This window comes from Mycolicibacterium pyrenivorans (assembly GCF_025821625.1).
Lineage (GTDB): Bacteria > Actinomycetota > Actinomycetes > Mycobacteriales > Mycobacteriaceae > Mycobacterium > Mycobacterium pyrenivorans.
The window spans coordinates 1-1,638 of sequence record NZ_JACKSH010000255.1 but is presented as its reverse complement, the minus strand read 5'-3'; the positions used below and the strand labels follow the sequence as shown (position 1 = coordinate 1,638).

At 57.5% G+C, this 1,638-nt stretch carries 1 protein-coding gene; it reads left to right on the top strand.

Annotated features, from left to right (window positions below; all coding sequences use genetic code 11):
* Positions 1 to 104: 104 nt before the first annotated feature.
* A complete protein-coding gene (locus tag H7I57_RS28015; protein ID WP_264027691.1) occupies positions 105 to 1,565 on the top strand; it encodes a hypothetical protein in 1,461 nt (486 codons plus the stop codon).
* Positions 1,566 to 1,638 lie beyond the last annotated feature (73 nt).

Here is a 1,638-nt window from a genome sequence, read left to right as displayed (position 1 = left end):
CCGACATCACCCCACCAACACCGCCCTCACGCGGCGACGAGCACACCGGGACGGAGGTCGCCTGAAAAACCCCGATCCACAGGTATTGACAATTCCTCGGGGATGTGTCAGTCGGTGACGTCGACCCATTGGCGGGTGTCGTCGCGCTTCAACTTGTCCCAGGTAATCTGCATTTCCTTAACGCGCTGAGTCGACTCTCTTCGTTCGCAGCACGAGATCGATCACATATCGACGCGGCTGCCATTATCGCTGACTATGAGTCTCGTGAAGGCAGGGCTTTGTCGCAAATGCGATCGGTTTTCGGCGGGTTCATCGCTGTTGAAGTGCCCTTCTTCGAGCAGACCTACCTTGTTCTTGAGGGCCTCAACACTGACTCCGGCGCAGTGGTACGACATCTTCTTCCAGCCATCTTTGGCCGCCATCGGCAACGCTTCCCGAGCGAGTTCGTTCGCAATGTGCAGGCATGCGCGCTTCTACTTCTCATGACAAGCGACAATCTTGCGGCGCACATGAAGCTCGAGCGCTATTCGACTGCCCCATCCCCGTCTTCCTGCCTCACGATTGACGATGGGAGCTATCCGACGCTAGCGCGTGCCCTCACGTTCGACGAGGACGAGTTCTTTGAAGGATTGCCAGGCGCTCTGATCGCGTACCTGGACAGCATGTTCTTCGTCGATTCGGACGTTCTGCCGTCGTGGGACGGCAATGAACCCGACGAGAGCCTCATCTCGCACCCATTCGTGCGCACGCGCACTGGGAACGTGGTTATCGCCGCACCGCATGAGTTGATGGTGACTCTGCGCCATGCGATCTGTTTAGAGGCAACAAGATACGATTGCCACGCGCAGTTGCAGGAGGCGCTGACTGCGCACGCCGCACGCCTAACCCGCAACTTGTGCGAGTCGTTGTTCGACGACGACCCAACGGAAGACATCTCGACCGGTCTGACCTTGCTGCGCGGCGCAATTGACACCGACAAGATGCTGGAGATTCGGAGTCATATCCCGAGTCTCGAAGCGTCGAGCAGCGCGGTATTCGCCGATGCTCTTACTGTCGCCGCACCGCCTGCGCAGCTGGCGGACACTGGCGAGCGAAGGCTAACGGTGGACGTGTTCTGGATGTTGGGCAGAGATTTCAATTTGTTGACACCGAACGAGAACCACCATCTATGTACGACTTTTGAGGACCTCGAAACGATCCTCTTCACTTCGGGCACCCACAAGCTGAGCCTTTGGTATTTTGCCGAAGCCCTCGATCGGCTGAACGATAACGACACAACTGTGCTGCATAGCGGCCTCGCGGATCTTTACGGCCTCTACGAGGAGAGTGATGAGTCGTTCTATGCCGGAGACGACTCACCGCCTCCGACGGCGCTCGTTGTTGAGTCGGATTACTCTGAGGCGCTTCGAGTAAGAATTTCGCAGCGGTTGGGGCGAAGGTTCGTACACATCGCCAACGTGGTTCACGAATCCTTTCTAGTTCATGGTGCGTCCACATCGGTTTGTGAGGTCTTCGCGCCGCCCCGCGTAATCTTTTCGGGAGCAATGATCAGAACCTGTGGATGAGCCTCGGCGAGGGGGCGTGAAAGTGGGCGCACCTTCCCGAGGATGATCTGAATATCCGAGGTCTGATCATGAG